Raw genomic sequence first — 23,579 nt, forward strand, 5'->3', positions numbered from 1 at the left:
GTCCCGCAGATGCCCGGCAACGGCACGGAGGTCGTCCAGGTCGCGCACGTCGGCGGCGCGAAGCGGCACGTAGTAGCGCCGCCGATCGGCAAAGTGCTGCTCGATCGCCGCCAGGTGCTCCGCCTCGGCCTCGCGGCGGCGGGCGACGAAGGTGCCGTCGGCCTCCTCCGGCAGCACCTTGTTGATCACCAGCGCCCCCACCCGCAAGCGGTGGCTGTCGAGTTCCGCCAGCGCGCGCCGCGTCTCCTCCACCGGCAGGTGTTCCGGGGTGAGGACGAAGACGAAGGCCGTCATGGCCGGATCCAGCATCAGATCGCGGACCGCCGCGATCCGCCGGCGCCGCTCGCTGAGCAGATCGTAGAGCGGATCCTCGGGCACCTCGCCATCGCCGAGCCACTGCGAGCGCTCGCGGTTGTGCTCCGTGCGCCGGCGCAGCAGGCCGTCTACCCAGGCGCCCATGAGCTCCGGCAGGGTCAGTAGCCGGATGGTGTGCCCCGTGGGTGCGGTGTCGAAGACCACTTGATCGTAGCCCTGCGCCTCGCCCGGGTGCGCCTCGTCCAGCAGGATCCCCACCATGCGGTCGAACAGGGCCGCCTCGTACGCCCCGGGGGCGCGGCCGGCCATGTCGATCTGCCGTTCCGCCTCCTCGATCATGGTCGAGCGGACCGTGGCCCGGATGTTCTGCTTGACCTGCTCGATGTAGCGGGCGCACTCGGCATCCGGGTCGATCTCGATGGCATCGAGGTTCCCGGCCACGCGGGTGGGCTCCCCGCCGAGGGGGCGGCCGAAGGCGTCGCCCAGGTTGTGGGCCGGGTCGGTGGAGACCAGCAGGACCCGTTGCCCGCTGTCCGCCGCGGCCAGTGCATGGGCGGCCGCCGTGGTGGTCTTGCCCACGCCGCCCTTGCCGGAGAAGAACAGGATCGGTTCGCTGATCACCGCTTGGCCTCCCGCGGTTCGTCGTTCAGCAGCACCGGATGTGGTCCAGCGGCGAGTGATCCATCCCCATGCGCTGGTGCCACTCGTGGTAAGACTCGATCAGTGCCGGGTAGAGCTCCAGGGTGTAGTAGGAGGCCGGGTTGGGGAGGCCCATGGCCTCCCCGAAGAGCATCAGCAGGATCAGGTCCTCCTGGTCTTGCAGCTCCCGCTTGGCCTCGGCGTCGTGGCCGAGGCGCAGCGACTGATCGTAGCCGCGCAGCAGCTGCTGAAGCCGTTCCCGCCAGGAGCCGTCCGTGGCGCTCATGACCGCCCCTCGCGCTCCGGCTCTTCGTCGGCCGGGTCCCGCAGCGCCTCGAGTTCGTCACGGCTGCGGAACAGCCGCACCGCCTCGAGCAGGATCCAGATGGCGAAGCCCAGGATTACCGCGCCCAGGCCGAAGAGCAGCCACTCGGCATCCGCCTCGCGCAGCCCGGACCACTCCAGGACCACCTGCTCGGTCATCGCCCAGATGGTCATCGCCAGCAGGAAGATCATCGGGATCAGCGTCGGGATGGGGCTGCGGCCCTTCCGGTAGAGCCACAGCGAGATCAGCATCAGGGTGATCCCGGCCAGCAGCTGGTTGGAGGTCCCGAACAGCGGCCAGAGCAGATACCCCCCGGAGCCCAGCCCCTCGCCGCCGTCGGGGACCAGCACCAGGAAGGCGGTCAGGCCCACGGCCAGCGAGGTGGCCACGTGACGGCGGGTGAGGTTGGGGATGCGGTACTCGGTGCCCAGCTCGCCGATGATATAGCGCAGCAGGCGCACCGCCGAGTCCAGCGTGGTGGCGGCGAAGCAGACGATGATCAGGGCGACGATGGTGGCCGCCACGTCGGAGGGGATGCCGATGCCGCCGGCCAGCTGCGAAGCCCCCTCGACGAAGTTGCCGACCCCGGCCTGGCCGGCGGCGGCGAAGCTCGAGTAGCTGTCGGTGAACTCGGCGGTGCTGGCGAACAGCGTGGCCACCGCGATGATGGTGATCAGCGCCAGGGTGCCTTCGCCGAGCGCCCCCAGGTAGCCCACGGTGCGGGCATCGGTCTCCTTGTCCAGCTGCTTCGAGGACGTCCCCGAGGCCACCAGGCCGTGGAAGCCGGAGATGGCGCCGCAGGCGATGGTGATGAACAGCAGCGGGAACCAGGAGGTGGTCGCCTCGGTGTTGTAGGCCGGGGCCGTGACCGCGGGCTGCATCACGAACAGGCCGAGGTAGAGGATGCCCAGGCCGACGACCAGCTGCTGAGCGTTGATGTAGTCCCGCGGCTGCAGGAGCTTCCAAACCGGCAGGGTGCTGGCGAAGTAGACGTAGGCCAGCAGGACCAGGATCCACACCAGGAAGCTCGCCGGCGTGGCCTCCAGCCCGAACAGGGCTGTGGTCTCGCCCTCGCCGCCGAACCAGCGCACCAGGTCGATCTGCAGGAACTCGTAGTGCGTGGTGAGGATCGCCGTTCCGTACATGATCACCAGTGCGATCAGCGACGGCACCAGCAGGCTGCCGCCGCGGCGCAGGACCATGTAGCCGATCCAGATCGCCACCGGCACCTGCAGGACCACGGGCAGGACGGCCGCCGGGTTGCTGATGAACAGGTTGGCGATCACCCAGGCGAAGACCGCGTTCACCATCAGGATGAGGATCAGGATGATGAACAGGAACAGGAGCTTGGCGCGGCGGCCGATAAGGCGGTTGGCCATGGTGCCCACCGACTGACCGCGGTGGCGGTTGGACAGCACCAGGGCGCCGAAGTCGTGCACGCCGGCGGCGAAGACGGTCCCCAGGGCCACCCAGGCCAGTGCCGGCCCCCAGCCCCAGTACATGGCGATGGCCGGCCCGACGATGGGCGCGGCGCCAGCGACCGAGGTGAAGTGGTGCCCCCAGAGCACCCACTTGTTGGTGGGGACGAAGTCGACGCCGTCCCGGTAGCGGTGGGCGGGGGTGGTGAAACGCGGATCCAGGCGGTAAATCCGCTCCGCCAGGAATCGCGAGTACCAGAGCCAACCGAAGATGTAGAGGGCGACAACGGCAACCGCAAGCCAGATGGCATTCATTTCGCCTTCCTTTCCCCGTAGTCTGTGCCGGTGGTTAACGGACTATAATTCACACGGTACGCCGAAAAACAGCCTGCACGACCCAAGGGGGACTTATGAGTTCGATAGTGGTTGGCATGGACGGCTCCACAGGCGCGCAGCGTGCCCTGAACTGGGCCGTCAATGAGGCGGCGCTGCGCCGGTGCCCGGTACGCGCGGTCTACGTCATCGACCGGCGCTACCTGGATTCCGATCTCGGCGTCCTGGTTGCCCCCGCCGCCTCGGAGTTGGAGGCGGAAGCGCAGGCGATCCTCGATCGGGCGGTCAACGGGGTCGGCGAGGTCCCCGAGGGCGTCGAGGTCCGTAAGGAGGTGGTGCACGCCGAGCGCCATGGGATCGTCGGCACGCTGCTCGACCAGGCGGGGCAGGATGCCGAGCTGTTCGTGGTGGGCAGTCGGGGCCACGGCGGCTTTGCCGGGCTGCTGCTCGGCTCGGTGAGCCACCAGGTGCTTCAGCACGCGACCTGCCCGGTGGTGGTGGTCCCCCACGGGCGTGACGCCTAGAAGGTTCGCAGCGCCCCGGGCCTAGCGCTGCGGGAAGCGCCGCCAGGCGTCGCGGCCGTAGATCTCCGGGAAGGTGCCGAGGATCTCCGACTGCTCTTGGCGGATGCCCTGCTGGAGTTCGCGGAAGCCGGCCTCGAGTTCAGCGTCGCGGCCCAGGTTGCGCATCTCGGTGCCCGTCGCACGCATCTCCTCCCGGGCCTGGCGGTCGCCGGCGTCCGGGTCCATCTGATATCCGCCGGGCCACTGGCGGGGATCGCTGTAATCCGGCCGCGGCTCGGCCTGCTCCGCGGCGGGTGGTTGCCCGTAGCCGGTGCAGCCGCCCGCCATCAGGGCGGCGAGCAGCAGCGATCCGAGGCCGATCGCCGTTGTCCAGCTTCGATCCTTCATCCTTGGCAGTATGCGATGCGCCACGCCGTCGGGGAACCCCCGCCCGACGCCGTCGATGGGCGCGGTCCGGCACGAAAAAAGCCGCGGCGGGGCCGCGGCCGGTGGAGTGGTCGGCGCGCCGGAGGTTACCCGTCGTCGGCTTGGACTTGGATGCGCTTGGCGGGCTCTTCCTGGCGCTTGGGGACCGTCACCTCCAGGACGCCGTTGCGGGCGCGGGCCTGAATCCCTTCCGCGTCCACGTTGTCGGGCAGCGTGAAGCGGCGGAAGAAGGTGCCGCGGACCCGCTCCATGCGCTTCCAGTTGGCGCCGCTCTCCCTCTCCTCGGACTCGCGCTGGCCCTTGATGGTCAGCATGCCGTTGTCCATGGCTACCTCGATCTCCTCGGGGGAGACGCCGGGCAGGTCCACGTGGACCACGTAGTTCTGCTCATCCTCGTGGATATCCACGGCTGGCAGCCAGTTGCTGGCGGTCTCGCCGTTGTCGTCGCCGGCTTGCGCCATGGCGCCTGGGCGAGCCGAGCCCGGTGCAAAGATCCGGTCCAGGTCGCTCTGCAGGTCGCGCAGCGTGCTCCAGGGGTCGTAACGCATGATGGCCATACGCATCACCTCCTGTCTGGTTATACTGGGGGGTTCTTCGGAGCGGGGCCCGGTGGGCGGCGTCCCCGTCCGTAACAGTAAGGATGGAGGCGGGTTTGGCTTTTTCAAGTGGCCGCGAGCCGGGGGCGCGCTCCCCGCTCCGGAAATGGCACGCGCGCCTGCAGGCGCTGGTCGAGGCGCCGCTTTTCCAGAACACGGTCATTGCCGTGATCTGCATCAACGGTGTCACTCTGGGGCTGGAGACCTCCGACGACCTGGTGGCCTGGAGCCGCGGCGCCATCCCGCTGATCAACGAGATCATCCTCGCCTTCTTCGTCGTGGAGATCACGCTGCGGGTCGTCGCGTGGGGGCCGCGCTTCTTCCGCGGGCCCTGGAACCTGTTCGATTTCGGTATCGTGGCCATCTCTCTGGTGCCCGACGCCGGCGCCTACACGGTGCTCCGCGCGCTGCGCATCCTGCGCCTGCTGCGCCTGCTCTCTCAGGTATCGCGGCTGCGGGTGATCGTCGAGTCGCTGCTGCGCGCGCTGCCGGGCATCGGCTGGATCGGTGCGCTGCTCGGGCTGGTTTACTACGTCTTCGCCGTGATGGGCACCGAACTCTACGGCGACACCTTCCCGGACTGGTTCGGCAGCATCGGCGCGAGCATGTACACGCTGTTCCAGGTGATGACGCTGGAAAGCTGGTCGGAGGCCATCGCGCGGCCCGTCATGGAGGAGCACACCGGGGCCTGGTTCTACTTCGTGACCTTCATCTTGGTTTCAGCGTTTACCGTTCTGAACCTTTTCATCGGTATCATCGTCAATAGCATGCAGTCCCTGCACTGGGAAGAAGAGGAAGAGAAACGGGTGGCCACGGAGCAGAAAGCGCACGACGAGCGCGAGGAGATGCTCCGCCACCTGCGCGAGTTGCACGCGAAAGTCGATAGGCTGGAGCAACGGGTCCAAGCAGACGGAGCGAGTCATGGAAACGGTCAGAATCCGGATTGAGGGCATGAGTTGTGCCCATTGCGAGGCCTCGGTGCGCGAGGCTCTGGAGAGCCTGCCCGGGGTCGAGCGGGTGGTCAGCGTCAGCGCTGAGGACGACGAGGCCGCCGTGGAAGGGCGTCCCGATCCGGCGATGGTCGCCCAGCGCCTGGAAGAGCTGGGCTTTACCGGTATGGTGACCGACGATTAGCGTCCCGATATTCGGGCGCGAGGAGGCTGATTGGCCGAGGCGCGCGTTGAACTGAGCGTTGAGGGCATGTCCTGCGCCTCGTGCGTGGCGCGGGTGGAGCGCATTGCCCAGCGTCTGCCGGGGGTCAGCGAAGCCTCCGTCAGCCTTGCCACCGAACGGGCCAGCATCGCCTACGATCCGGCCCGTGTGAGTCCCGCTACGATCGCTGAGGCCCTGACCCGGGGCGGGTTTCGGGCCTCGCCGCGGAAGAGTGACGAGGCCGCCGCTGCGGGTCGCGATCGGGAGCTGAGCGGTCTGTGGCGTGATCTGGTTTTGGCCGCTGCACTGACCGTCCCGCTGGTCCTGGTGGCCATGGGCCCGATGCTTTGGCCGGCCCTGGCGGATGCCATGGCGGCACTGGCGCCGGATCGGGCCTGGCTGTGGGTCGAGTGGGCGCTGGCCACGCCGGTGTTGGCCTGGGCGGGGCGGCGTTTCTTCAGCCACGGCTTGCCCGCACTGCGCCGGCTGGCCCCCGAGATGAATACCCTGGTGATGCTCGGTACCTCGGCGGCGTGGTGCTACTCCACCGCGGTGTTGGTTGCCCCCGGGCTGTTTCCCGAGGAGGCCCGCGGCGTCTATTTCGAGGCGATCGGCGTGATCATCACGCTGGTTCTCGTCGGGCGCTACCTCGAACTCAAGAGCCGCGGGCGGGCCTCCCAGGCTATTCAGCGGTTGATGGCCCTGCAGGCCCCGACGGCCCGGGTGGAGCGCGATGGCGCGGTTCGCGAGGTCCCGGTGGAGGAGGTGCAGCCCGGCGAGCGGGTGCTGGTGCGCCCCGGCGAACGGGTGCCGGTGGACGGCGAGGTCATCGAGGGCTCGAGTTACGTCGACGAGTCCATGGTCACCGGCGAGCCGGTGCCGACGGCCCGGGGCGCCGGGGACGAGGTCATCGGCGGCACCATCAACGGCAGCGGCGCATTTGCCTTCCGGGCCACCCGGGTCGGGGGCGACACCGTCCTTGGCCAGATCGTGCGCATGGTCGAGGGGGCCCAGGCCTCCAAGCCGCCCATCCAGTCCCTGGTGGACCGGGTGGCCGGGGTGGTCGTCTGGGGGGCCATCTTCCTGGCACTGGGCGCGGTGGTGCTGTGGACCATGCTGGGGTTCGGTATCGATCACGCCCTGGTCGTGGCCGCGGCGGTCCTGCTGATCGCCTGCCCCTGCGCCATGGGTCTGGCCACGCCCATGGCCATCATGGTGGGCACCGGGCGGGGGGCCGAGCAGGGCATCCTCTTCCGCCGGGGGGCTGCCTTCCAGGCCTCGGCGGGGATCGACACCGTGGTCCTGGACAAGACCGGGACCCTGACCGAGGGGCGTCCCGCCCTGACGGAGCTGGTGCCCGGCGGCGACTGGCAGTACGACGAGGTCCTGGCGCAGGCCGCTGCCGTGGAGGCGCACAGCGAGCACCCGTTGGGTGTGGCCGTGGTGGCGGCCGCGCAGGAGCGGGGGCTGGCGGTACCGGCCGCCGAGCAGGTCGAGGCCGTGGCCGGCTTCGGTATCCGCGGTCGGGTCGCCGGCACCGATGTGGCCGTCGGCGCGCGGCGCTATATGGAGCAGCTGGGCGCGGACATCGAGCCGGATCAGGCGGCGGAGGCCGACGCCCTGGCCCGGCGTGGGCGGACGCCGATGTACGTCGCCGTCGACCGTCGCGTCGCCGGTCTGGTGGCGGTCTCCGACCCGATCAAAGATGGCGCGGTGGACGCCGTGGCGGCCCTGCAGGGGCTGGGGCTGCGCACGGTGATGCTCACCGGCGATGACCGCGCCACCGCCGAGGCGGTGGCCGCCGAGCTGGGCATCCGCGAGGTGCGCGCCGAGGTGCTGCCAGCGGACAAGGAGACGGCGATCCGGGATCTACAGGCCGAGGGGCGGCACGTGGCCTTCGTCGGTGACGGCATCAACGACGCGCCGGCCCTGGCGCGGGCGGACGTGGGGGTGGCCGTGGGCACGGGCACCGACGTGGCCATCGAGGCCGGCGACGTGGTGATCATGGCCGGCGATCCGCGCAGCGTGGCGCGCGGTCTGGGACTGGCCCGTCAGACCTTCCGGACCATCCGGCAGAACCTGTTCTGGGCTTTCGTCTACAACGTGACCCTGATGCCGGTGGCCGCGGGGGCGCTGTACCCGTTCTTCGGTGTGCTCCTCTCGCCGATGATGGCCGCCGGGGCGATGAGCCTCTCGAGCCTGCTGGTGGTGACCAACAGTCTGCGGTTGCGCCGGACGGTGCTGCCCGGCGGAGGGCTGGAGCCGGCGCCGGCGCCGGGGCGCTGAGCCGGGCCGCTCAGCCGCCGAGCAGCGGGCCCAGGTAGGCGGCGGTGTGGGATGCCTCTGCGGTGGCGACGGTCTCCGGCGGGCCGGCCGCCAAGACCTGCCCGCCGCCGTCGCCCCCCTCCGGGCCGAGGTCGATGATCCAGTCCGCGCAGCGCATGATGTCCAGGTCGTGCTCGACCACCACCACTGTGTTGCCGTGGTCGCAAAGGCGCTGGAGCACCGCCAGCAGCTGCTCCACGTCGGCGAAGTGCAGCCCGGTGGTCGGCTCGTCGAGGATGTAGAGGTTGCGGCCGTGCTCGCGCCGGGAGAGCTCCCGGGCCAGCTTCACGCGCTGCGCCTCGCCGCCGGAGAGGGTCGTCGCGCTCTGCCCCAGGCGCAGGTAGCCCAGGCCCACCTCGCGCAGGGTTTCAAGCTTGCGCCGGATGCCGGGGACCGCCTCGAAGAAGTCGTGGGCCTGGTCCACGGTCATCTCCAGGACCTCGTGGATGGTGTAGCCGCGGTAGCGGATCTCCAGGGTCTCGCGATTGAAGCGGGTACCGTGGCAACTATCGCAGGCTACGTAGAGATCCGGCAGCAGGTGCATCTCGACGCGCACCACGCCCTCACCCTGGCACGCCTCGCAGCGCCCGCCCTGGACGTTGAACGAGAAGCGCCCCGGCTTGTAGCCACGGGCCCGTGCCTCGGGCGTGGCCGCGAAGAGCTCGCGCACCGGGCCGAAGACCCCGGTGTAGGTCGCCGGATTGGAGCGCGGTGTCCGGCCGATGGGGCTCTGGTCGATATCCACCACCTTCTCGAAGTGCTCAAGCCCTTGGAGGCCGTCGTGCTCCGCAGGGCTGGTCTGGGCGCCGTTGAGATCGCGGGCGGCGCTGCGGTAGAGGGTGTCGTTGATCAGCGTCGACTTGCCGGAACCGGACACCCCGGCTACGCAGGTCAGCAGGCCCACGGGGATTTCGGCGCTCACGTCCTGCAGGTTGTGGCCGCGGGCGCCGGTGATCCGCACCCAGCGTTCGTCCTCCGGCGGTCGCCGGCGCTGCGGCAGCGGGATGCTGCGCCGGCCGCTGAGGAAGGCACCGGTGACCGAATCCGGGTGCTCGGCGACCGCCTGTGGCGGGCCCGCGGCCACGACCGTGCCACCGTGGACGCCCGCTCCGGGCCCCATGTCGATGATGTGATCGGCGGCGCGCATGGCATCCTGCTCGTGCTCGACCACGATGACGCTGTTGCCCAGATCGCGGAGCCGGCGCAGGGTGTCGAGTAGCCTGCCGTGGTCACGGGGGTGGAGCCCGATGGAGGGTTCGTCGAGGACGTAGAGCACTCCCACCAGGCCGGCGCCGATCTGGCTGGCCAAGCGGATGCGCTGGGCCTCCCCGCCGGATAGCGTTTCCGCCGCCCGGTCGAGGGTCAGGTAGCCCAGCCCCACATCCTCCAGGAACCCGAGACGCTGCCGGATCTCCTCGAGGATTGGCCGGGCGATGGCCCCGCGGGCGCCCTCCGGCTCCAGGGTCCGCGCACGCTCGCGGGCAACATGGATCGGCAGCGCCGCGATCTCTGGCAGGTTGTGGCCCTCCACCCGCACGTTCCGGGCGCGCTTGTTGAGCCGTCCGCCGCGGCACTCCGGGCAGGTGCGTTGCGCCATGAAGCGGCCCAGCTCTTCTCGCACCGTGGCGGAGTCGGCCTCGCGGAAGCGTCGCTCCAGGTTGGGGATGACACCTTCGAAGGGGTGGACGCGCTCCGTGTGGCCGTTGCGGCCGGGGTAGCGGAAGGTGATCGGCTCGTCCCCCGAGCCGTAGAGGATGCAGTCCCGGGTCGGCTCCGGCAGTTCGGCCCACGGGGTCTCGAGGCTGAATCCGTAGTGCGCGGCCAGCCCCTCCAGGATGGCGAAGTAGTAGAGGTTGCGCCGGTCCCAGCCGCGGATCGCTCCTTCGGCGGGCGTGAGCTGGGGGCGGCTGACCACGCGCTCCGGGTCGAAGAAGTGCTGTGTCCCCAGGCCGTCGCAGGTCGGGCAGGCGCCTTCCGGGTTGTTGAACGAGAACATGCGCGGCTCCAGCGGCTCCACCGCGTGGCCGCACTGCGGGCAGGCCGGCTGCGCGGAGAAGGCCAGCGGCTCGCGCTCGGGCGCGTCCATCCAGGCGGCCCGTACGACGCCTTCGCCGATGCGAAGCGCCGTCTCGATGGAGTCGGCCAGCCGCCCGGCCAGGTCGTCGCGCACGCGGAAGCGGTCGATCACCGCCTCGATGTCGTGCTTGCAGTCCCCATCGAGCTGGGGTAGCGGGTCGAGCTCGACGACCCGGCCGTCGATCCGCACGCGGATGTAGCCCTGGCTGCGCAGCTGTTCCAGCGTGCGCTGCTGTTCGTCCGGGTGCCAGTCGGCTGCCGGGGCGAGCAGCATCATCTTGGTGCCCGCGGGCTCGGCGAGGATGCGATCGACCATCTCCGAGACGCTGCTCGCCTCCAGCGCCACCTGGTGCTCGGGGCAGTAGGGGGTGCCGGCGCGGGCGAAGAGCAGGCGCAGGTAGTCGTGGATCTCGGTGACGGTGCCCACCGTGGAACGGGGGTTGTGGGACGCCGACTTCTGCTCCACGGAGATCGCCGGGGAGAGACCCTCGATGTGGTCCACGTCGGGCTTGTCCATCATCGACAGGAACTGCCGCGCATAGGCCGAGAGGGACTCGACGTAGCGCCGTTGCCCTTCGGCGTACAGGGTGTCGAAGGCGAGCGACGACTTCCCGGAACCCGAGGGCCCGGTGATCACCACCAGGCGGTTGCGCGGGATGTCGATATCCAGGTTATCGAGGTTGTGGGTGCGGGCGCCGCGGATGCGGATATGGTCCATGCTGCTCTCGACGCGGGATAGCGGGCTAACCCTCTACGGTATCGCGCCGCCGGCATCCTGTCAGGTTGCCGGTGCCAAGGGGGGTCGGTTTCGCCGCGCCGGCAAAACCTTTACATTGAGGCCACCTGCGGGGTGACGCACAGGGAGGGTGTGCACCCTGCTCGCCCGACCGCCCAGCGGTTCTCGATCCCACTGTTCAGTAAAGCATTTTTTTTTTGGAGGAGCACGGCCATGGCCAGCAGAGGTGTCAACAAGGTCATCTTGATCGGCAACCTGGGGAGGGACCCCGAGGTTCGATATACCGCGTCGGGTAGCGCGGTGGCCAATCTCGCCCTGGCAACCTCGGATACCTGGCGCGACCGTCAGACCGGTGAGCAGCAGGAGCGCACCGAGTGGCATCGCGTGGTCATGTTCAACCGGCTTGGCGAGATCGCCGGCGAGTATCTGCGCAAGGGCAGCAAGGTCTATATCGAGGGGCGCCTGCAGACGCGCAAGTGGCAGGATCAGAATGGCCAGGACCGCTACACCACGGAGATCGTCGCCAACGAGATGCAGATGCTCGACAGCCGAAGCGGCGGTGGTGGTGCCCCGATGGGCGGCGGCGAGCAGCGCCCGGCGCAGGCCCCAGCGGGGGATGCCGGCGGCGGCAGCGGCGGTAGCGGCGGCGGCATGCAGGAGGCGCCGGCGGATTTCGACGACGACATCCCGTTTTAAAACGAACCTGCAAGGCCTTGTAAAGAAGGCTGATCCCAAGGCTGGAGCGTCCGCATCGTGCGGGCGCTCCGCCTCTGCCTACCCCGCTTTCGAGCGTCAACAACGGTCTTGCTTGACAGCCCCGGGTTCTCTCGTCCGCGTTGCCGGGCGTGCGGTGCAGGCCCCGCTTACTGGCCGGATTCCGTCAGGGACAAGGTGACCAGCAGCTGGCGCTTCGCGGCGTCCGTGCGTACCTCCGTGACACAGACCCGGTTGAAGACGCCTGTGGGCAGCGGGCCGGACCACTCCTGCTGATCGAGCCACCGGTGGATGTGCACGCGGGCCCGGGCGCCGATGATCTCCATCTCGGGCATGCGGCCGAGCGCCTTCAGGACGAAGGGGGCAGCGAAGAAGGGCGTGGTGCGCTCGAGGTGCAGCTCTACGCAGGGACCGGCGGTCCCCGGCGGTGGCGCCACGGCGATGAAGGTCACCGAGAAGGGGATCCACACCCCCTTCCTTTTCTCGCCGCTGACCACGATGCGCCCACCTTCGCGGATGCGCAGGGCCAGGTGGCGTAGGCTGGGGTCCCGGACCCCGGTGACCGTGCGCGCCATGGCCCGCTCCGGGATGGGGACGCAGACGCTACGCTGGCGCAGCCGCTCCACGATGCGCGAACCGGTCCGGATCAGCTCCTCGGGGTGCAGGTGTTCCATCCTCGCTCCTGGCGGCTCGGGTTGGCCGGCGGGGTTCCGTCCCGCGGGCCGGGCCAGTATGCCACTACGCTAGGGGGTGGCGGCGAGCCGTGCGCCTTTGGCTCGGCTGTCGGATGCGCGTCGCCGGTGCGATCCTGGGCGATCACGCATCGGTACGGGTTTGGGTTCCTCTGGAGGAGATGAGCATGAAGCGGTGCATTCGCTGGTCCGTTTTGATCCTGGTCCTAGCGCTGCTGGTCGCCGGTTGCGAGCGCGGCCAGTCCGGCCCCACCGAGCAGGAGGTTCGCGAGCTGCTGTTCGAGGACGACTCCGAGCTCTACCTCGGCGACGTGAAGGTCTTCGAGTTGGTGGACTTCGAGCTGGTCTCCACCCACGAGCGCGATGACGGCTCCTACCTGATCCGCGTGCGCAAGGAGGTGGCCATCACCGAGGATGGTGTCGATTTGTTGCGCGATCCCGGGGCCTTCGGCGACCGGGCCTTCAGTACCGATACGCCGCTGGACAGCCTGGAGATGGTCCTCTCGCTGTGGGGGTTCGCCCTGCGCCAGGCCGGCCAGGTGGAGCCGGGCAGCACCATGGAGCACAAGGACGAGCTGGAACTGGTGCGGACGGATCAGGGCGAGTGGCGGATCTGGTAGGATCCCGGGCGGTCGGCGCGGCGGTCCGGGACGGGCGCTCGCCGGCCCGCAGCAGTCAGCCGCCACCCGTGAGGCCCCCATGCGAGGCATCCGCAGTGCCGTTTACGACGCCCTGATCCTCCGGCTTACCGCCCGCTGGTACGCTGCGGTGCTTGAGCAGCTGCCGGCGGGGGCGCATGTGTTGGATGTCGGCGTCGGGACGGCAGGCGCCTTGCTGGCCAACGCCGGGCAGTTGCGCGAGCGGGATCTGCGGGTGACCGGGGTCGATATCGACGGCGACTACATCGAGCGGGCCCGCCGTCGGGTTGTCGCCTCCGCGGTTGCCGATCGGGTCACGCTTCGCCACGAGTCCGTCTACGACCATCATGGCGGGCCCTACGACGCGGTCTACTTCTCGGCCAGCTTCATGCTCCTGCCGGAGCCGGAGCGGGCCCTGCGCCACGGCTGCAAGCTCCTGCGTCCGGGAGGACGCCTGGTGTTCACCCAGACCATCCAGCGGCGGCGTGCTCCGTGGCTCGAGCGCCTCAAGCCCATGCTCAGGCGCCTGACCAGCATCGATTTCGGGCGCGTGACTTATGAGGAGCCGTTCCGGGCCCAGCTCCGGGCCGCTGGCCTCGAGCTGGAGCGCTTCGAAACCCTCGCCGAGCACGGCGGGCGCGCCTCCTGTTTGGTGCTGGCCCGGCCGGGGCGCGACGCGTCGGGTACCTGAGCCACCGCCCTGTACGGCGCATGGGGCGTCGGGTACGCTAGGTCCCGTTTGATCCCCGGTCCATCTGCGCGAGAGGAAGGATACCCGTGCGAATCCTCGTCACCGGCGTGGCCGGTTTCATCGGCATGCATGTGGCCCGGCAGCTGATCGAGGCGGGCCATCAGGTCGTCGGCATCGACAACCTCTGCGACTACTACGACGTCACCCTCAAGCAGGCGCGCCTCGACGAGCTGCGCCGCTGCGGCGGGGACTTCTACTTCGCCCGCGTCGATCTCGCCGATGCCGCGGGTATCGACGCGCTCTTCCGCGAGGGGCGTTTCGATCGCGTCATCCATCTGGCCGCTCAGGCCGGGGTGCGCTACTCGCTGGACAATCCGCGCGCCTATCTGGACAGCAACCTGGTGGGCTTCGGCAACATCCTCGAGGGCTGTCGCCACCACGACGCCGGGCACCTGGTCTACGCCTCGTCGAGTTCGGTTTACGGCGCCAATACGCGCATGCCGTTCTCGGTCCACGACAACGTGGACCATCCAGTTTCGCTCTATGCGGCCACGAAGAAGTCCAACGAGCTGATGGCGCACACGTATGCGCACCTCTATCGCCTGCCGGTGACCGGCCTGCGCTTCTTCACCGTCTACGGCCCTTGGGGGCGCCCGGACATGGCGCCCTTCAAGTTCACACGGGCGATCCTCGCCGGGGAGCCTATTGAGGTCTACAACTACGGGCGCATGCGCCGTGACTTTACCTACATCGACGACATTGTCGACGGCGTCCTGCGCGTGATGGACACCCTGCCGGAGCCGGACCCGGCATTCTCCACCGATGCTCCGGACCCGGCGCGCAGCAATGCCCCCTACCGGGTCTACAATATCGGCAATCACCGGCCGGTGGCCCTCGAGGATTTCATCGCGGTGCTCGAGCAGGCCTGCGGGTGCCGGGCGGAGCGCCGGGAGCTGCCCATGCAGCCGGGGGACGTGGCCGCGACGTGTGCTGAGATCGACGATCTGACCGCCGCCACGGGGTGGCAGCCCCGCACGGAACTCGAGCAGGGGCTGCCGCGGTTTGTGGCCTGGTATCGAGCGTTTTACGGGGTCTGAGAGCAGGCCCCTCATGGAGTGGAGTGAATCATGAAGGTCACGATCTTCGGCAGCGGCTACGTGGGTCTGGTTACCGGGACCTGTTTCGCCGATGCCGGCAACGATGTCGTCTGTGTTGATATCGACGCGGAACGGGTGGCGCAGCTTCGGAGCGGCGAGGTTCCCATCTACGAGCCGGGACTCGACGAGATGCTCTCCTTCAACCAGGAGGAGGGCCGGCTGCGCTTTACCACCGACGCCGCCGAGGGGGTTCACCACGGGCTGTTCCAGTTTATCGCCGTGGGCACGCCGCCGGACGAGGACGGCTCGGCGGATCTGCAGCATGTGCTCGCCGTGGCCCGCAGCATCGGTCAGCACATGAACGACTACCGCGTGGTGGTCAACAAATCCACCGTGCCGGTGGGCACGGCGGACCGGGTGCGCGCTGCCCTGGGCGAGGAGCTCGCTGCCCGTGGGGAGCAGCTCGAGTACGACGTCGTCTCCAACCCGGAGTTCCTCAAAGAGGGGGCGGCCATCGACGACTTCGTCAAGCCGGACCGCATCATCGTGGGCACCGACAATCCGCGCACCGGCGAGTTGATGAAGGCCCTCTACGCCCCGTTCAACCGCAACCACGACCGGCTGCTGACCATGGATGTGCGCGCCGCGGAGCTGACCAAGTACGCCTCCAACGCGATGCTGGCGACCAAGATCAGCTTCATGAACGAGCTCTCCAGCCTGGCCGAGCGCCTGGGGGCCGACATCGAGCAGGTTCGGGTGGGGATGGGCTCCGATCCGCGGATCGGCTACCACTTCATCTACCCGGGGTGTGGCTACGGCGGCTCCTGTTTCCCCAAGGATGTCAAGGCACTGACACACACCGCCCACGAGTACGACTACCGGCCCGAGCTGCTTGAGGCGGTGGAGAACGTCAACGACCGGCAGAAGCGGTTGCTGGTGCGTCGGCTGCACGCCCACTTCGGGGAAGATCTTGCCGGGCGTACCTTCGGTCTCTGGGGGCTGGCATTCAAGCCGAATACCGACGACATGCGCGAGGCCCCCAGCCGTGTGGTCATGGAGGCGCTCTGGGAAGCCGGCGCGCGGGTGCAGGCCTACGACCCCGAAGCGATGGATGAGGCCGAGCGCGTCTACGGCAACCGCCGGGACCTGGAACTCTGCGACAACCTCTACGATGCCGTGGAGGACGCCGATGCGCTGATCGTCTGCACCGAGTGGCAGGTCTTCCGCAGCCCTGATTTCGAACGTATCCGCGATGCCCTGCGCCAACCGGTGGTGTTCGACGGGCGTAACGTCTACCCGCCATCGATGATGGAGGCCCTCGGCTTTACCTACTACGGTGTGGGGCGGGGCGAGAGCATCCGCCGCCCCCTCTAGGCGGGGGTGCCGCGGGGCTTGAAACCGGCGGCGGCTGCCTCGATGACCGAGGGTGTGTGAGGCGATAGAGGATGAACCGTGCATGACGACCGCGCTGACGCACTCTCCGGTCTGGCAAGAGTTGCTTGACCAGGATGATGCCGGGCACGCTGGTGCGCTCCTTGAGACCGATCCGGGACGCGCCGGGCGGTACTGCTTGGACCACGACGATCTGCGTGTGGACCTTTCGCGCCACCCGCTCACCGATGCCACCTGGGAGCGGCTGCTGCGCCTGGCCGAGGAGCGCGGGCTGCCCCAGCGCATCGAGGCGCTGTTCTCGGGAGAGACGGTCAACGAGTCGGAGGGTCGGCCGGCCCTGCACACGGCGCTGCGCAGCAGTCCCGACGCCTGCGTGAGGGTGGGCGGCGAGGACGTGATCCCGGCGGTCCACGAGGAGCTGAGGCGCATGGGCGCCTTCGTTGAGGCGCTGCGCGGGGGCGGGATCTGTGGCTACGACGGCCGGCCGCTGCGCCATGTGGTGAATATCGGGATCGGCGGTTCCGAGGCCGGAGTGACCATGGCCCACCAGGCCCTGGCCGATGGCGACGAGCCGCTGCGGCTGCATACCGTCTCCGGGGTCGATGGCCGCGAGCTGGCGGCTGTCTGGGAGCGTATCGATCCGGCTGAGACCCTCTTCTGTGTCGCTTCCAAGTCTTTCTCCACCCTGGAGACACTGACCAACGCCCGGACCGCCTGGGCGTGGCTGGAAGCCGAGGCCGGGCGTCCGGTGCCTGAGCAGTTCGTCGGCATCTCGGCCAGCGATACCGCCATGGCCGAGTTCGGCATCCCCGCCGAGCGCCGTTTCCGGATCTGGGAGTGGGTCGGCGGGCGCTACTCGCTACCGTCGGCCATGGGGTTGCCACTGGCGGCGGTCATCGGCATGGAACGCTTCAACGAGTTGCGCCGCGGCATGCGCGCCATGGACGAGCACTTTCGCAGTGCGCCGGCGGCGCGGAACATCCCGCTGCTGTTGGGGCTCCTCGGGGTCTGGCAGATCAGCCTGCGCGGCGCCACCGGGCATGTGGTGCTGCCCTACCATCCGGGGCTGCGCCGGTTGCCCGCCTATTTGCAGCAGCTGGATATGGAAAGCCTCGGCAAGTCGGTCACGCGGGACGGGCAGCCGGTCGATTACCCCACCGGCACCAGTTGCTGGGGCGAGGTGGGCATCAACGGGCAGCACTCCTTCTTCCAGTGGCTGCACCAGGGCACCGGCCGGGTGATCGCCGAGTTTCTGGTCCCGGTGGAGGAGAGCGGGCTGCCCGGGCGCCACGCCGGGCTGAACCTGGCCAGTGCCCTGGGGCAAGTCCAGGCGCTGTGCCAGGGGCAGGCCCCTCGGGGAGAAGGGCCGGAGGCCGAACATCACCGCTATGAGGGCAATCGACCGGTCACGCTGGTCCTCTTCCGTCGGCTCGATGCCTTTACGCTGGGGCGGTTGCTCGCGCTGCACGAGCACCGGGTCTTTGTCCAGGCGAGCGTCTGGGGGATCAACCCGTTCGACCAGTGGGGGGTCGAACTCGGTAAGCGTGTGGCCAAGGAGTTGGCACCGGCTGCCCGCGGCGAGGCGCCACCGCCTGCGGAGGCGGATGCCGCCACCCGTCTTGCGCTGCGCTGGGCCGGGTCGCCGGGTACCGGGGCGTAGCCCTGCGGGCGTGTTGACATCTCTTTTGAGCGCTTCTAAAGTAAGAATCAAAGATTAGAAGCGTTCAAAGGTGTAGCCATGAAGCCCGCAACCGCGCTCCGTAGCCGGATCGCCCGCAGTGCGCGCCGCCCGGCGGCCAATCAGTCGTGCTGTGGCTGCCACGGGCGTCGGCGCGGGTGGCTGGACGTGGGCGATCGCAGCAGGGAAACTGACCAGCATGAAAGACATCGACAAGCCGAAGGGGCCGGTTACGCCTGGGGGCAGGCGTGGCTGGCGGGTGGCCCGCGCTAGGCACGGGTTGCTGGGGCTAGCCGCCGCTTTGGTGCTGATCCCATGGAGCGCCGCGGCCGCGGAGCAGCTGCGTGTGGCTGCCACCTTTACCATTTTAGCGGACCTGGTTGAGCAGGTCGGTGGGGAGCGGGTGACGGTCAGCAGCCTCACCCCGGTGGACGCCGAGGTTCATGAGTGGGAGCTGCAGCCGAGCAACTTCCGGGATCTTGAGCGGGCCGACTTGGTCTTCTACAACGGCTACGACTTGGAGCAGTGGATGCGCCAGGTGCGTGCCACTGCCGGGGATGGCGTGCCGGTTATTGCCGTGGCCGAGCGCTCTGGTCATGCGACCCTGCCGATCCGTACCGGCGACTTTGAGGGCGATCCGGATCCGCATCTGTGGATGGATCCGCGCGCCGTCGAGGGCTATGTGGATGCCATCCGCGACGCCCTGATCGAGCTCGACCCCGAGGGCAAGAACGTCTACCGCGACAATGCGGCCGCTTACCGGGACGAGCTGGAGGCGCTCTACGAGGAGCTCAAGGAGCGCCTCGAGGCCGTCCCCGAGGGGCGGCGCTTCCTGGTCACCAGCGAGGCGGCCTTCCCGTATTTCGCCGACGCCTTTGGCTTCGAGCACGATGGGATCTGGGGCACCAACGCCGAGCAGGAGGGGTCGCCCCGGCAGATCATGCGGGTCATCGACCGGGTCTGCGAGTGGCAGCCGGCAGCGGTGTTCTGGGAGAGCACCATCTCGGATCGCCACGTCCGATCGGTGGCCGACGAGACCGGCACCGAGATCGCTGGTCCCCTTTACGTCGATTCGCTCAGCGGACCGGGTGGTCCGGCCGCCAGCTACCTGCAGCTGATGCGCCACAACGCGACGACCATCGTCCGCGCGCTGACGGAGTAGGGCGGGGCGGTTTGGCGGATCACGCGGGTAGACCAGCGGCGGGGGCGGGGCGTGGTGAAGGCGTCGCCGCCATCGAGGCCGAGGCGCTTTGTGCCGGTTATCACGGCGTGGATGCAGTGGCGGATGCCCATCTGCGCATTCCCGCCGGTGAGCTGGTGGCCCTCGTTGGCCCCAACGGTGCCGGCAAGTCCACGCTGCTCAAGCTGATCATGGGCCTGATCCGGCCGCGCTGCGGGCGCATCCGCATCGGCGGTCGGGCGCCCGGTCAGGCGCGCGGTGCCGGGGACGTGGCCTACATGCCGCAGCACGAGACCCTCGACTGGGACTTCCCCGCTTCGGTGCGTGACGTGATCTTCTCGGCCCGCTACCCGAGTCTGCGCCGCTCCGGCGTGCAGCGCTGGCTGCCGCGGCGGTTGCTTGGGGCGGAGCACCACGAGGCGGTGGCCGAGGCGCTGTCGGCGACGGCCATGGCGGAGCTGGCCGACCGGCACATCAGCGAACTCTCCGGGGGGCAGAAGAAGCGCGTGCTGCTCGCGCGTGCCCTGGCGCAGCAGGCGCGGCTGTTGCTCCTCGATGAGCCGCTGGTTGGGGTCGACCGTTCCAGCGAGGCACTGATCTTCGAGGTGCTGCGCGATCTGCGTGCCGCCGGTCGAACCGTGGTACTGGTTACCCACGACATCGCCGGGGCGCGGCGCCACGCCGATCGGCTGGTGCTGTTCAATCGTTCGGTGATTGCCTCGGGGCCTCCGGAAGAGGTCATGACCGACGAGCGCTCGCTTCTGCGTGCCGCCGATCCGCTCTTCGCCCGTGGGCTTCAGGAGGCGGACTGATGGCGTGGGCGGAGGCCGTGATCGACTTCCTGCTGGCTGGACTGATGGCCGTTGTGGGTCTGCTGCCCGAGCCGCTGGCCGAGCCGTTCAGCTATCAGTTCATGCAGCGCGCCCTGCTCACCGCCATCGCCGTCGGGCTGGTCTGCGGGGTGCTCTCCTGCTTCGTGGTCCTCAAGCGCTGGGCCCTGCTCGGGGATGCCATCTCCCATGCGGTGCTGCCCGGGGTGGCCATCGCCTACCTGCTCGGCTGGCCGTTCTTCATCGGCGCCTTCCTGGCCGGCGCGCTGACCTCGCTGGGGATCGGCTTCATCGAGCGGACCACCCGCCTGAAGTCCGATACCGCCATCGGCATCATGTTCACGGCGGCGTTTGCCTTGGGGGTGGTGATCATCAGCCAGGTGGCCACCTCCACCCACCTGATGCACGTGCTCTTCGGCAACGTGCTGGGTGTGGACCGCGCGGCGCTGCTGCTCACCCTGGGCGCCGGTGTGATCGCGCTGCTGGCCGTGGCCTTAGGTTACAAGGCGCTGTTCGCCTACACCTTCGACGAGATCCACGCCCGGGCGTTGGGCATGAATACGGCCGTGATCCACTACGGCCTGATCCTGCTCCTGACCCTGACCATCGTCGCCAGCCTGGAGACGGTGGGCATCATCCTCGTGGTGGCCATGCTCATCACGCCGGGGGCGACCGCCTACCTGCTCACCGACCGGCTGACCCGCATGATCGTCCTGGCCGCGTTCTGTGGTGTCACTGCCGCGGTCGTGGGGCTCTATCTGGCCTACCACTTCGACGTCGCCTCGGGCGGGGCGATGGTGCTGGTTTCCGCAACGCTGTTCCTGGTGGCGCTGCTGGTTGCCCCCCGTCACGGCCTGCTGCCGCGGTGGGTGCGCCGCTGGCGGGCGCTGGCTGCCGGCTAGCGGCTTTGTATACTAAGGGGGGACAAGCCCTTTCCCAGGGAGGTGGCCGTGGTGTCCATCCGAATCCTTTTGCCGGTGGTGGCGGCCGGGCTGTTGCTAGGGTGTGCGGGCACTGTGCCCGACCCGGTACGCACTGCTCCGGACGAAGCCCCCTCCCTAGCCCAGGTGCGTGCGGATGGCGCCAGCGCCCACGACGGCGAGCGGGTGCGCTGGGGCGGGGAGATCGTCGAGGTGCGCAACGAGGCCGACGCCACCTGGCTGGAGATCGTCGAGCGTCCCCTGCGCCGCGGCGGCGAGCCGCGCGATGCCGACCGCACAGAGGGGCGGTTCCTGGCGCGGGTGGACGGCTTTCTTGAGCCGACCCTCTACGCGCCCGGCCGGCAGTTCACCGTCTCCGGTTCCCTGGATGGGACCGTGAAGGGGGCCATCGGGGAGTACGCTTACACCTACCCGGTGGTAGCGGTCCAAGCCCATCACCTCTGGCAGGAGCCGGCCGATCCCAAGCGCACCACGCCGCGCTCCTATCGCTACGATCCGTGGTACGACCCCTGGTATGGCGATCCCTGGTACCGCCATCCGGGGTATCCCTACTACTACGGGCCCTATCGGCGGCCGTACTGGTGATGGTTGCCGTGGCGCTTTCCCTGGGACGGTCCCCTGCCCGCGCGGCGCGCTGGCTTCTGCTGGCGGTGGTGGCAGGCGTAGCCCTTTTTGGCTGCGCCACCGGGGCGCCCTTCGAGCGTAATGATGACCTGATGGCCGATCTGACCGCGCGCGAGGCCGCTGCCGCCGGCGAGGCAGTCATCGGTAGCCAGGTCCTCTGGGCAGGGCGTATCCTCCAGGTGGAACACTTGGAAGAGACGACCCGACTGGAGGTGGTGGCGTATCCGCTGGATCGCACCCAGCGCCCGCGGACTTCGGCCTCCCCGCAGGGCCGTTTCCTAGTGGATTACCCGGGCTTCCTGGAGAGCGCCGACTACCGCCCCGGGCGGTTGATCACGGTGCGCGGTGCGGTGGATGCCCTACGCACCGGACGGGTGGGTGAGCAGGCGTTGACCTATCCGGTGGTCGCCACCGAGGACGTCCACCTCTGGCCACCGGCGACGGCCACCAGGAGCCAGCCGCAGGTTCGCTTTGGTGTGGGAGTGATGTTCTCGCGATGACGGATACGCTGATCGACCCGGCGCGCAGCGCTCTGTTGCTGATCGATCTCCAGGAGCGTTTGCTGCCGGCCATCGATGGCGGCGAGCAGGTGGTCGCCGCCGCGGACTGGCTGGCGGGGGTCGCCCACGAGCTCGGCCAGCCCGTCCACGCGACCGAGCAGTATCCGGAACGCCTCGGCCCGACCGTTGCGGCGCTCGCCCGCTCGGTGCCGGCGTCCCGGCGTCATACCAAGATGCACTTCGCCTGGACCCGCGACCCCGAAGCCGCCGGTATCCGCCTGCCGGAGCAGGTGGTCATCGCCGGCACGGAGGCCCACGTCTGCGTCCTGCAGACGGCACTGGGTTTGCAACAATCCGGTCACCAGGTCTTCGCCGTCGCCGAGGCGGTCGGCTCGCGCCGGCCCGCGGATCGCGAGCTCGCCCTGGCCCGCATGCGCCAGGCCGGTGTGGTGGTGGCGGGGGCTGAGATGGTGGCCTTCGAGTGGCTGCAATGCGCCGGCACCGAGGCATTCCGGCGGCTGTTACCGCGGCTGCGCGAAGGCTGGCAGCCCGCCGCCCGATCTTGAAGCAGAGGAGCCGGCCCATGTCCGATCACCCCGTCATCGACCTGGAAGAGTTGCTCGACAATCTCGGTCGCGATGAGCAGCTGGCGGACATGCTGCTCGAGCGCATGCGCGAGGACCTTCCGAACCGGCTGACGGCCCTGCGCGAAGCCCTGGACCGGGGCGATGCGCCGGCCGTGCACGCCGTCTCCCACCCCATCAAGGGGGCCCTGGCCAGTGTGCGTGCGGTGGAGGCGCGGGAGTGCGCCCGTCGCCTCGACGATGCCGCGCGCACCGGCGATCTGCAAACGGCCCGGGACTGTCTGCCCGAACTCGAGCGGGCCGCCGAGCGGCTCGAGGCCGCCATCGACGCGCGGCGCGCGCGCACCTCCTGATCCCCCGCGTGTGGCGCTGTGGCGGTGAGGTATGCCACTCAAGTTAATGCCGCCTCTTGCCGTTAACGATGATGACGGGCAATCTCAACGGACAACCGGCAAACGCGTAGGGACATCATGGCGGCCCACCAGCACATCGATCTGGGCGAACAGCTCGATATCACCGTGGCGGCGACCCTCAAAGAGACCCTGGCCGACGCGCTGTCATCCGGGCAGCCCGTGGCACTGGATGGTGCACGGCTGCAGCAGGTTGACGCCGCCGGCGTTCAGCTGCTCGCTGCCTTCGCACGGGCGGCGGCGAGCCGCGCCGGCTGGTCGTGGCAGGGCGGGGGGGCGCCGGCCCCGGTCACCGAGGCTGCCGCCGATCTCGGCCTGACCGATGAACTCGGGCCCGGCGGCGCAGCCCGCTAACCCCGACAGACTAAGGGAACGAGACGATGGCGAAGATCCTGGCGGTCGATGATTCCGCCTCCATGCGGCAGATGGTGACCTACACCCTCAAGCAGCAGGGCTACGAGGTCACCGAAGCGGTGGACGGCACGGACGCATTGACCAAGGCCAAGGCGGGCGGCTTCGACCTGGTGATCACGGACGTGAACATGCCGAAGATGGACGGCATCACACTGGTCCGTGAACTCCGCGGGCTGCCTGCCTTCAAGTTTACGCCGATCCTGCTGCTGACCACCGAGTCGGCACCGGAAAAGAAGCAGGAGGGCAAAGCGGCCGGGGCCACCGGCTGGCTGGTCAAGCCCTTCGATCCGGACCAGCTGGTGAACACGATCAAGAAGGTGGTGCGCTGA

At 69.0% G+C, this 23,579-nt stretch carries 26 protein-coding genes; 19 read left to right on the top strand and 7 right to left on the bottom strand.

The annotated features are described in order from the left end of the window. The 3 genes from LRA98_RS07545 to LRA98_RS07555 form a co-directional block, all read right to left on the bottom strand. The coding region (locus tag LRA98_RS07545; protein ID WP_238633491.1) for an ArsA family ATPase at window positions 1-936 on the bottom strand (936 nt) is incomplete at its 3' end. Window positions 937-961: 25 nt separating this feature from the next. Further along, window positions 962-1,240: a cory-CC-star protein gene (locus LRA98_RS07550; RefSeq protein WP_238633492.1), complete on the bottom strand. Its 279-nt coding sequence runs from the start codon at window positions 1,238-1,240 to the stop codon at window positions 962-964. Next, window positions 1,237-3,012, bottom strand: coding sequence for a carbon starvation CstA family protein (locus LRA98_RS07555; RefSeq protein ID WP_238633493.1), 1,776 nt, complete (start codon window positions 3,010-3,012; stop codon window positions 1,237-1,239). The genes LRA98_RS07550 and LRA98_RS07555 overlap by 4 nt, the downstream gene beginning before the upstream one ends. Before the next feature lie 95 nt (window positions 3,013-3,107). On the opposite strand from LRA98_RS07555, the gene LRA98_RS07560 reads away from it, so the two are divergent. Further along, window positions 3,108-3,554 carry a universal stress protein gene (locus tag LRA98_RS07560; protein ID WP_238633494.1) on the top strand — a complete coding sequence of 149 codons (447 nt, stop codon included), beginning with the start codon at window positions 3,108-3,110 and terminating at the stop codon, window positions 3,552-3,554. 21 nt (window positions 3,555-3,575) lie between these two features. Here LRA98_RS07560 and LRA98_RS07565 read toward each other — a convergent pair whose 3' ends face one another. Continuing rightward, window positions 3,576-3,941 carry a hypothetical protein gene (locus LRA98_RS07565; protein WP_201172910.1) on the bottom strand — a complete coding sequence of 122 codons (366 nt, stop codon included), beginning with the start codon at window positions 3,939-3,941 and terminating at the stop codon, window positions 3,576-3,578. A gap of 125 nt (window positions 3,942-4,066) precedes the next feature. Next, on the bottom strand, window positions 4,067-4,537 hold the full coding sequence (locus tag LRA98_RS07570; RefSeq protein ID WP_201172908.1) for an Hsp20/alpha crystallin family protein: 471 nt from the start codon (window positions 4,535-4,537) through the stop codon (window positions 4,067-4,069). Window positions 4,538-4,632: 95 nt separating this feature from the next. Between LRA98_RS07570 and LRA98_RS07575 the strand changes: the two genes are divergently transcribed. Genes LRA98_RS07575 through LRA98_RS07585 form a run of 3 tightly spaced genes read left to right on the top strand, consistent with a single transcriptional unit; the run spans window position 4,633 to window position 8,014 of the window. Next, window positions 4,633-5,523, top strand: a complete 891-nt coding sequence (locus LRA98_RS07575; protein WP_238633495.1) for an ion transporter — start codon at window positions 4,633-4,635, stop codon at window positions 5,521-5,523. Continuing rightward, window positions 5,498-5,710, top strand: coding sequence for a heavy-metal-associated domain-containing protein (locus LRA98_RS07580; protein WP_011814972.1), 213 nt, complete (start codon window positions 5,498-5,500; stop codon window positions 5,708-5,710). Before LRA98_RS07575 ends, LRA98_RS07580 begins: the two co-directional genes overlap by 26 nt. 30 nt (window positions 5,711-5,740) lie before the next feature. Further along, window positions 5,741-8,014 carry a heavy metal translocating P-type ATPase gene (locus LRA98_RS07585; protein WP_238633496.1) on the top strand — a complete coding sequence of 758 codons (2,274 nt, stop codon included), beginning with the start codon at window positions 5,741-5,743 and terminating at the stop codon, window positions 8,012-8,014. Between the two features lie 10 nt (window positions 8,015-8,024). Here LRA98_RS07585 and uvrA read toward each other — a convergent pair whose 3' ends face one another. After that, window positions 8,025-10,847: an excinuclease ABC subunit UvrA gene (gene uvrA, locus LRA98_RS07590; RefSeq protein WP_238633497.1), complete on the bottom strand. Its 2,823-nt coding sequence runs from the start codon at window positions 10,845-10,847 to the stop codon at window positions 8,025-8,027. Between the two features lie 231 nt (window positions 10,848-11,078). Here uvrA and ssb point away from each other — a divergent pair, with 231 nt between their 5' ends. After that, window positions 11,079-11,561 (top strand): single-stranded DNA-binding protein, encoded by a 483-nt coding sequence (gene ssb, locus LRA98_RS07595; protein WP_201172894.1) that lies wholly within the window; start codon window positions 11,079-11,081, stop codon window positions 11,559-11,561. A gap of 167 nt (window positions 11,562-11,728) precedes the next feature. On the opposite strand, the gene LRA98_RS07600 is transcribed toward ssb, so the two are convergent. Continuing rightward, the gene (locus LRA98_RS07600; RefSeq protein ID WP_238633498.1) at window positions 11,729-12,253 is read right to left on the bottom strand and encodes a hypothetical protein; all 525 of its coding nucleotides are present in this window, start codon (window positions 12,251-12,253) and stop codon (window positions 11,729-11,731) included. 185 nt (window positions 12,254-12,438) lie between these two features. On the opposite strand from LRA98_RS07600, the gene LRA98_RS07605 reads away from it, so the two are divergent. The 14 genes from LRA98_RS07605 to LRA98_RS07670 all read left to right on the top strand — a co-directional run bounded on the left by LRA98_RS07605 (window position 12,439) and on the right by LRA98_RS07670 (window position 23,579). Continuing rightward, entirely contained in the window at window positions 12,439-12,891 is a 453-nt protein-coding gene (locus LRA98_RS07605) for a hypothetical protein (RefSeq protein ID WP_238633499.1), read from the top strand. 88 nt (window positions 12,892-12,979) lie between these two features. After that, complete coding sequence (locus tag LRA98_RS07610; RefSeq protein ID WP_238633538.1) at window positions 12,980-13,600, top strand: class I SAM-dependent methyltransferase; 621 nt, start codon at window positions 12,980-12,982, stop codon at window positions 13,598-13,600. 86 nt (window positions 13,601-13,686) lie between these two features. Next, entirely contained in the window at window positions 13,687-14,697 is a 1,011-nt protein-coding gene (locus LRA98_RS07615) for an SDR family NAD(P)-dependent oxidoreductase (protein ID WP_201242323.1), read from the top strand. A gap of 30 nt (window positions 14,698-14,727) precedes the next feature. After that, complete coding sequence (locus LRA98_RS07620) at window positions 14,728-16,071, top strand: UDP-glucose dehydrogenase family protein (protein WP_238633500.1); 1,344 nt, start codon at window positions 14,728-14,730, stop codon at window positions 16,069-16,071. An 82-nt stretch (window positions 16,072-16,153) separates the two neighbouring features. Next, window positions 16,154-17,749: a glucose-6-phosphate isomerase gene (gene pgi, locus LRA98_RS07625; RefSeq protein ID WP_238633501.1), complete on the top strand. Its 1,596-nt coding sequence runs from the start codon at window positions 16,154-16,156 to the stop codon at window positions 17,747-17,749. Between the two features lie 217 nt (window positions 17,750-17,966). Continuing rightward, window positions 17,967-18,929 (top strand): metal ABC transporter solute-binding protein, Zn/Mn family, encoded by a 963-nt coding sequence (locus LRA98_RS07630; RefSeq protein WP_238633502.1) that lies wholly within the window; start codon window positions 17,967-17,969, stop codon window positions 18,927-18,929. An 11-nt stretch (window positions 18,930-18,940) separates the two neighbouring features. Next, window positions 18,941-19,759 carry a metal ABC transporter ATP-binding protein gene (locus LRA98_RS07635; RefSeq protein WP_238633503.1) on the top strand — a complete coding sequence of 273 codons (819 nt, stop codon included), beginning with the start codon at window positions 18,941-18,943 and terminating at the stop codon, window positions 19,757-19,759. After that, window positions 19,759-20,679, top strand: coding sequence for a metal ABC transporter permease (locus LRA98_RS07640; protein WP_238633504.1), 921 nt, complete (start codon window positions 19,759-19,761; stop codon window positions 20,677-20,679). The genes LRA98_RS07635 and LRA98_RS07640 overlap by 1 nt, the downstream gene beginning before the upstream one ends. A 48-nt stretch (window positions 20,680-20,727) precedes the next feature. Next, entirely contained in the window at window positions 20,728-21,303 is a 576-nt protein-coding gene (locus LRA98_RS07645) for a Slp family lipoprotein (RefSeq protein WP_238633505.1), read from the top strand. Further along, window positions 21,303-21,842 (top strand): Slp family lipoprotein, encoded by a 540-nt coding sequence (locus LRA98_RS07650; protein ID WP_274519899.1) that lies wholly within the window; start codon window positions 21,303-21,305, stop codon window positions 21,840-21,842. The genes LRA98_RS07645 and LRA98_RS07650 overlap by 1 nt, the downstream gene beginning before the upstream one ends. Next, entirely contained in the window at window positions 21,839-22,408 is a 570-nt protein-coding gene (locus LRA98_RS07655; protein WP_201242330.1) for an isochorismatase family protein, read from the top strand. The genes LRA98_RS07650 and LRA98_RS07655 overlap by 4 nt, the downstream gene beginning before the upstream one ends. A 17-nt stretch (window positions 22,409-22,425) precedes the next feature. Continuing rightward, the gene (locus tag LRA98_RS07660; protein ID WP_238633507.1) at window positions 22,426-22,779 is read left to right on the top strand and encodes an Hpt domain-containing protein; all 354 of its coding nucleotides are present in this window, start codon (window positions 22,426-22,428) and stop codon (window positions 22,777-22,779) included. 117 nt (window positions 22,780-22,896) lie between these two features. Further along, complete coding sequence (locus tag LRA98_RS07665) at window positions 22,897-23,190, top strand: STAS domain-containing protein (protein ID WP_201172833.1); 294 nt, start codon at window positions 22,897-22,899, stop codon at window positions 23,188-23,190. A 26-nt stretch (window positions 23,191-23,216) separates the two neighbouring features. Further along, complete coding sequence (locus LRA98_RS07670; protein ID WP_011814954.1) at window positions 23,217-23,579, top strand: response regulator; 363 nt, start codon at window positions 23,217-23,219, stop codon at window positions 23,577-23,579.

Source organism: Halorhodospira sp. M38 (assembly GCF_022227985.1).
Lineage (GTDB): Bacteria > Pseudomonadota > Gammaproteobacteria > Nitrococcales > Halorhodospiraceae > Halorhodospira > Halorhodospira halophila_A.